At 66.8% G+C, this 6,871-nt stretch carries 7 protein-coding genes and 1 pseudogene; 5 read left to right on the forward strand and 3 right to left on the reverse strand.

Going from position 1 to position 6,871, the window contains the following annotated elements; genetic code table 11:
* The 3 genes and pseudogenes from ACE3SN_RS15495 to ACE3SN_RS15505 form a co-directional block, all read right to left on the reverse strand.
* Positions 1-183, reverse strand: a pseudogene (locus tag ACE3SN_RS15495) (MFS transporter); the annotation flags it as partial.
* Positions 184-289: 106 nt separating this feature from the next.
* The gene (aroB, locus tag ACE3SN_RS15500) at positions 290-1,396 is read right to left on the reverse strand and encodes a 3-dehydroquinate synthase (RefSeq protein ID WP_374531528.1); all 1,107 of its coding nucleotides are present in this window, start codon (positions 1,394-1,396) and stop codon (positions 290-292) included.
* Positions 1,387-1,962 carry a shikimate kinase gene (locus tag ACE3SN_RS15505; protein ID WP_374531530.1) on the reverse strand — a complete coding sequence of 192 codons (576 nt, stop codon included), beginning with the start codon at positions 1,960-1,962 and terminating at the stop codon, positions 1,387-1,389. Before ACE3SN_RS15505 ends, aroB begins: the two co-directional genes overlap by 10 nt.
* A gap of 71 nt (positions 1,963-2,033) precedes the next feature.
* Here ACE3SN_RS15505 and ACE3SN_RS15510 point away from each other — a divergent pair, with 71 nt between their 5' ends.
* The 5 genes from ACE3SN_RS15510 to ACE3SN_RS15530 form a co-directional block, all read left to right on the forward strand.
* Positions 2,034-2,198, forward strand: a complete 165-nt coding sequence (locus ACE3SN_RS15510) for a hypothetical protein (protein ID WP_374531532.1) — start codon at positions 2,034-2,036, stop codon at positions 2,196-2,198.
* Positions 2,195-4,030, forward strand: coding sequence for a hypothetical protein (locus ACE3SN_RS15515; RefSeq protein ID WP_374531534.1), 1,836 nt, complete (start codon positions 2,195-2,197; stop codon positions 4,028-4,030). Before ACE3SN_RS15510 ends, ACE3SN_RS15515 begins: the two co-directional genes overlap by 4 nt.
* A gap of 4 nt (positions 4,031-4,034) precedes the next feature.
* The gene (locus ACE3SN_RS15520) at positions 4,035-4,919 is read left to right on the forward strand and encodes a tyrosine recombinase (protein WP_374531540.1); all 885 of its coding nucleotides are present in this window, start codon (positions 4,035-4,037) and stop codon (positions 4,917-4,919) included.
* Between the two features lie 23 nt (positions 4,920-4,942).
* The gene (locus ACE3SN_RS15525; protein WP_374531536.1) at positions 4,943-5,890 is read left to right on the forward strand and encodes an acetyl-CoA carboxylase carboxyltransferase subunit alpha; all 948 of its coding nucleotides are present in this window, start codon (positions 4,943-4,945) and stop codon (positions 5,888-5,890) included.
* A gap of 110 nt (positions 5,891-6,000) precedes the next feature.
* Positions 6,001-6,871, forward strand: an 871-nt coding sequence (locus tag ACE3SN_RS15530) for a M48 family metalloprotease (RefSeq protein WP_374531538.1), incomplete at its 3' end; no start/stop codon positions are given.

Below are 6,871 nucleotides of genomic sequence, written 5' to 3' on the forward strand. Positions count from 1 at the left end.
GATATGTTCGGGCAGCAGCAGGTATTTCACCATGTAGAGCACCAGCAGGGTCTGCATGGAATAGTACGAAAAGCGTTCGCACCCTTCGACGAAAGCCAGATAGCCCAGCCCCTTGGGGTGGCCAAGGAAAGCACGGTCATGCGCCGGCAATTCGAGCTGCGGGGTGGCGTCTGATACGGACATGGAGGCTTCCAACCGGTTGCGGATGCAACCTGTTAGCCTGCCTGCGGCCCAAGTCAAACCGGCGCGGGGGTTATCCCCGCAGCTGTTCGTCGAGGCCAGCGCGGTGTTATCCGCGCAACTGCTCGTCAAGGAACGCGGCGACCTCATCCAGCGCGACGTCCTTGGCGAGGAAGGCCTGGCCGATGCCCTTCATCAGCACGAAGGGCAGGGTGCCCGCGTCCATCTTCTTGTCGTGGAGCATATGCGCCGTCAGCGCCGCACCGTCGCAGTTGAGCCCGAGCGCGGAAATCTCGCTCGCCATCCCGACGCTGGCAAGGTGCTGCGCCACGTGTTCGGCGCTGGCGCGCGGCATCAACCCGCGATGCGCGGAAAAGCGCGCGGCGAGGACCATGCCGAGCGCCACCGCCTCGCCGTGGAGCAGACGCTCGCCGAACCCGGTCTGGGCTTCGAGCGCATGGCCGAAGGTGTGGCCGAGGTTGAGCAGGGCGCGCAGGCCCAGCGTTTCGCGCTCGTCCTCGTTCACGATCCGCGCCTTGGTCGCGACCGAATGCGCCACGGCATACTCGCGCGCGGCGGAGTCGCCTTCCAGCAGCGCGGGGCCGTGCTCGTCGCACCAGGCAAAGAAATCGGCGTCGCCCAGCAGGCCGTACTTCACCACTTCGGCATAACCAGCCTGCAGTTCGCGCAAGGGCAGGGTGTCGAGCACGGCAAGATCGGCCAGTACCAGCGAGGGCTGGTGGAACGCGCCGACCAGGTTCTTGCCGGCGGGCGTGTTGATCGCGGTCTTGCCGCCCACGCTCGAATCGACCTGGGCGAGCAGGCTGGTCGGCAGCTGGATGAAATTGCACCCGCGCTTGAGGATCGCGGCGGCAAACCCGGTCAGGTCGCCGATCACCCCGCCGCCGAGCGCGAGGATGTGGTCACCGCGCTCGACTTCCTCGGCCAGCAGCCAGTCGACCAGTGCCGCCAGTTGTTCCCAGCTCTTGGTCGATTCCCCGGCCGGAAGGATCCGCCAGACGGCTTCGTGGCCGCCTTCGTGCAGCGCATTCTCCACCACTGCGCCCCAGGCGGCGTGGACGCGCGCATCGGTGACGATCGGCACGCGGCGCTTGCGCAGCTTGCCTCGGCATTGCTCGACCAGCGTGGCGAGCAGGCCCGTGCCGACCCGCACTTCGTAGGGACGGCCAGCGATGTCGACGGGAATTACAGCCATGCTTCGATCCCCTTCAGGACCTTGGTGACGGTGCGGGAATGCGGCCCTGCCGTGCTTTTTACGTGGATCGGGGCCTGCGAATAGAACGGCTCGCGCTCGCTCCGCAGCTGGGTCAGGATTTCGCGCGGATCGCCGTTCCTGAGCAGCGGGCGGCTGTCCTTGCGGCCGACCCGGTCGATCAGCACGTCGACTTCGGAATCGAGCCAGACCGGGATCGTCTTTTCAAGGATCAGCGCGCGTGTTTCGGGATTGACGAAGGCCCCGCCGCCGGTCGCAATCACGCAGCGCGTGCCGGGGCCGTCGATCAGGCGGGCGATGACGCGCCGCTCGCCGTCGCGGAAGTAGGGTTCGCCATATTGTGCGAAAATTTCCGAGATCGACATCTGCGCGGCGCGTTCGATCTCGTCATCGGCATCGATGAAGGGGATGTGCAGAAGATTGGCGAGTTTGCGCCCGACGCTGGACTTGCCCACGCCCATCATGCCGACAAGCACCACCGGCCGGTCAATCCGGCGTGCCAGGGCCTCTATTTCCGTGGCCGGCAGCTGGGTTTCATCGAGTTCCATTGCGAGGCTGCCTATAGATAGGCTAACCGGAGGTGCAAGCGTTTGGGTGTCGAGCAGTGATGAGGGTTCGCGTGGCAGTGATGGTCCGCAAGGAATGGTTGATTGCAGGCGTACTCGCGGCAGGGCTGGCAGTGTTGCTGGCCTGGGCCTGGCAGGACGGCGGCGAACGCCCCCTGCGCGAAATCAGCCAGAGCGTGACCATCCCGCCCGTGACCACTTCAGGAGCAAATCGGTGAAGCGCCCCGTCAACCAGATCGCGATCCTGCTTGGCGGAGCGGCGCTGGCGCTGACTTCGGCCTGGGCGATCGCGCAGGATGCCCCCGAATCGTTGCTGCCCCCCGGCTTCGACAAGCCCAAGGCCAAGCCTGCGACTCCCGCCGTGACCAAGACCACCGGCAATTCGCCCACCACTGTTGCGACGCCCGTGGTTCAGCCGATTCCGGGCGTTGCATCGGCGCCGGTGCTGCCGGCGGGCAAAAAAATCCCGACCCTGGCCGAGCTTGAGGCGATGTCGCCAGACGAGCTTGACGAGCTGCTGGGCCTGAAGCCGAAGTCCGACATTCCCGATGCGGCGCGGCGCTCGATGAACAAGGTCGGCATCCTCGCGGCGGACGAAGGCGGGTTCTCGTCAGGGTCCTTCGTGCGGCAGAGCCCGCAGCTGGTCCAGGCCGCTTTGACGCGCAATTCGGGTGCACTTGTCTCGCGCTGGGGGCATATTCTGTTGCGGCGGGGGCTGGTCAGCCGCCTCGATGCGCCCAGCGGGGTCAATCCCGCCGACTTCGCCGCCTGGCGCGCCGGTTTGCTGGTGCGCATGGGTGAAGGCGATGCCGCGCGCGCGCTGGTGCAGGATGTCGACGCTGGCAACTATACCCCGGCGCTGACCCAGTCGGCGATCGAGGCCTATCAGTTCACCGCCGACATCACCGGCATCTGCCCGGTCGCCGGCGTGATCGGCGGCGGACGCAAGGACGCGGATTGGCGCGTGCTGCGCGGGATCTGCGCCGCGTTCCAGGGCGATGGCTCGGCCGGGCTGGCCCAGCTTGACCGGCTGGCGGGCGAAGGCGCCTGGCCCAAGATCGACATGCTGCTGGCGCAGAAATATGCCGGATCGGCGGGAACCGGGCACCGCGCGGTGACGATCGAATGGGATGGCGTCACCGACATGAACCCCTGGCGCTATGCGCTGACCATCGCGGTCGGGCTGACCCCGCCCGAGGGACTGATGAAGAACCTGCCGGTGCGCTACAGCTATGTGGCGGCAACCGCGCCGATGGTGGGCCTCGAAGGCCGCGCCGCCGGGGCGGACCGGGCGGCGGGCGCGGGGATCCTTTCCAGCGCGGCGATGGTCGATCTCTACAGCCAGATCTACGCGCTCGATGAAATCAAGGGCGATTGGGCCGCTGCCGCCGAGACCCTGCGCAAGGCCTATGTCGCGCCGTCGCCGGCGGACCGCATGGCCGCGATCCGCGCGCTGTGGGATGGCGCGCCCGATGCGCAGGCCCGCTTTTCGCGACAGGTGCTCACCGCCTATGCCGCCGCGCGCATGCCGGTCGATCCCAGCCTCAAGGACGACGCGCCCGACCTGATCGCCTCGATGCTGACCGCCGGGCTTGATCAGAATGCGATGCGCTGGGCGCCGCTGGTCGATAGCGGCAGCCTGGGCTGGGGCCTGCTCGCGCTTGCCGCACCGCAACGGTCGGCGGCCATCAATGGCAGCGCGCTGAGCGCCTTCCGCAGCAACGACAAGAGCGATGGCAATCGCAAGTCGCAGTTCCTGCTGGCGGGGCTGGCCGGACTGGGCCGGGTCGACAATTCCGTCGCCGGGGAGTTTTCGGGCAACCTCGGGATCGACCTGTCGCGCCAGACCCGCTGGACCCGGCTGATCGACCAGGCGGCGGACGTCAACAACCAGGGGCTGGTCGTGCTGCTGGTCGGTCTGGGGATGCAGGGTGATAGCTGGGACAAGATGACCCCGGTCTATCTGTATCATATCGTCTCGGCGCTGAACCGCGTCGGCCTTGGCGCCGAGGCGCGGATGATCGCGGCCGAGGCGGTCGCACGGGGTTAGGCGCATTTCGGCGGAGATCGAGGCGTTCCTCGCCATGCTCGCGGCAGAGCGGGGGGCGGCAGCCAACACGCTGGCGGCCTATCGCCGCGATCTGGAGGGCGCCGAAGAGGCGATCGGCGAGCTGGCGAAGGCGGATGGCGCCGCACTGGCATCGCTCGGGGTGGCCTGGGCCGACCTCGCTCCATCAAGCCTGGCACGCAAGTGTTCGGCGCTGCGCCAGTTTTTTGCTTTCCTGGTCGACGAAGGGCTGCGCGGCGACGACCCGTCGCCCGCGCTGCCGCGGCCGCGCACGCGCCGCCCGTTGCCGCGTCTGCTGAGCCGCGCCGAAGTAGAGGCACTGTTCGCCCAGGCCGAGAGCGAAGCCGCCACAGACACTCCCGCGTCGGTGCGGATGCTGACCCTGCTCGAACTGCTCTATGGCTCAGGCCTGCGGGCGACCGAACTCGTTGCCCTGCCGCTGAGCGCCGTGCCATGCGATGCGCCGTTCCTGACGATCACCGGCAAGGGCGGGCAGCAGCGGATGGTCCCGGTCAGCACCCGCGCGGTCAGGGCGCTCTCGCGCTGGACGGCGGTGCGTGCAGGCGGGGGCAAGCAGCTGTTTCCCTCGCGCTCGGGCAAGGGCCATCTCACGCGGATCCGACTGTTCCAATTGCTGCGCGAGCTGGCGGGCCGAGCCGGACTCGATCCCGAAAAGGTCAGTCCGCACGTGCTGCGCCACGCCTTTGCGACCCATTTGCTGGAAGGCGGGGCGGACCTGCGCGTGCTGCAGACGTTGCTGGGGCACGCCGACATTGCCACGACCCAGATCTATACCCACGTCGACAGCGCGAGGCTGGTCGCACTGGTCAATGCGCGGCACCCTCTTGCCGTAAGGGCCTTGCCGGAATGAACCGGGCGGGCTAGCGCGAATCCATGATTTCCTATCTCGAGTTCGAAAAGCCGGTTGCAGCGCTCGAAGCCCGCATTTCCGAGCTGCGCGAAACCGCCAGCACTGGCGATGTCGACATCTCGGCAGAGATCCGGCGCCTTGAAGCCAAGAGCGCGGACCTCTTGGCCAGCACCTATGCCGCCCTGACGCCCTGGCAGAAGACGCAGGTGGCGCGGCATCCGATGCGCCCGCACTTCAAGGACTTCGTCGAGCAGATCTTCACCGATTTCGTGCCGCTTGGCGGGGACCGCTATTACGGCGACGATCAGGCGATCATTGGCGGCTTTGCCAAGCTGGGCGGCCGCCGCGTGATGTTGATCGGGCACGAAAAGGGCAACGACACCCAAAGTCGGATCAAGCACAATTTCGGCATGGGCAAGCCCGAAGGCTATCGCAAGGCGATCCGCCTGATGGAACTGGCCGGCAAGTTCGGCCTGCCGGTGGTGACACTGGTCGATACCTCGGGCGCGTTTCCGGGGGTTGAGGCCGAGGAACGCGGTCAGGCCGAGGCCATCGCCCGTTCGACCGAAGCCTGCCTGGCCCTGCCGGTGCCGATGGTGGCGGTGGTCGTGGGCGAAGGCGGTTCGGGCGGCGCGGTGGCGCTGGCCAGCGCCGAACGCGTGCTGATGTTCGAGCACGCCGTCTATTCGGTGATCTCGCCCGAAGGCTGCGCCTCGATCCTGTGGCGCACCAACGAAAAGGCGGCCGATGCGGCCGAGGCGATGAAGGTGACCGCGCAGGACTTGCTGGGCCTTGGCGTGATCGACCGGATCGTCAAGGAACCGGTTGGCGGCGCGCACCGCGATCCCGAAGCCGCCGCAAAGGCGCTGGGCAAGGCGATCACGGAAGAGCTTGACGAACTGGCCAAGCTCAAGCCCGAAAAGCTGCGCGCCAAGCGCGAGGAACGCTTTCTGCGCATTGGCGAGGGCTAAGCCCGGCCGGGGCGGGGCGAACTGCCCCATTCCTGCGATCGCTGGACTTTCCACCGCGATGGAGGTTACTTACCTTTCAACATGTTAACCATGTTAAAGGGGAGAACCTCATGGCTATTCGTAAATCGACCCTGCTCGCCCGGTTCGGCGCGGGCGTGGCCCTGTCGGTCATGGCGCTGCCGATCGCCCAGGCGGCAACCCAGACGGTCCAGTCGATCAGCGCCAAGGACAAGGCGGAAGGAGCCAAGGCTCACCCCCAGTTGGTCGAGGAGTTCGGCGGCGCGGTGACCGGTCCGCAGGCAAGATACGTCGAATCGGTGGGCAAGGGGATCGCGGTCCAGTCCGGCCTCAGCAATGCGACCAGCGATTTCACGGTCACGCTGCTCAACTCCTCGGTAAACAACGCCTTCGCGGTTCCGGGCGGTTATGTCTACACGACGCGCCAACTCGTCGCGCTGATGAACAACGAGGCGGAACTGGCCGCGGTGATGGGCCATGAAGTTGGCCACGTTGCGGCGCGCCACTCCGCAAAGCGGCAAAGCGCGGCGACGCGCAACACGGTGATCGGCGTGCTTGGCAGTCTGCTGACCGGTGCACTTCTGGGCAATACCGGGATCGGCGAGATCCTGCAGCAAGGCTTCATGCAGGGTTCCCAGCTGCTGACGCTGAAGTATTCGCGAGGCCAGGAAACCGAGGCGGACAACCTTGGCGTGCAATACCTGTCCTCTGCTGGTTACGATCCGCGCGCGATGTCGACCGTGCTGCAAAGCCTGGCGAATCAGAATGCGCTCGATGCCAAGCTGATGGGGACGACCGACCGGGTGCCGGAATGGGCTTCGACTCACCCCGATCCCGCTTCGCGCGTAAAAGCGGCGTTAACCCGGGCAGGCACCAATCCCACCGGCAAGCTGAACCGCGACGCGTTCCTCACCGGGATCAGCGGCCTGACCTATGGCGACGATCCCAAACAGGGCATCGTGG

Source organism: Novosphingobium sp. (genome assembly GCF_041915465.1).
Lineage (GTDB): Bacteria > Pseudomonadota > Alphaproteobacteria > Sphingomonadales > Sphingomonadaceae > Novosphingobium.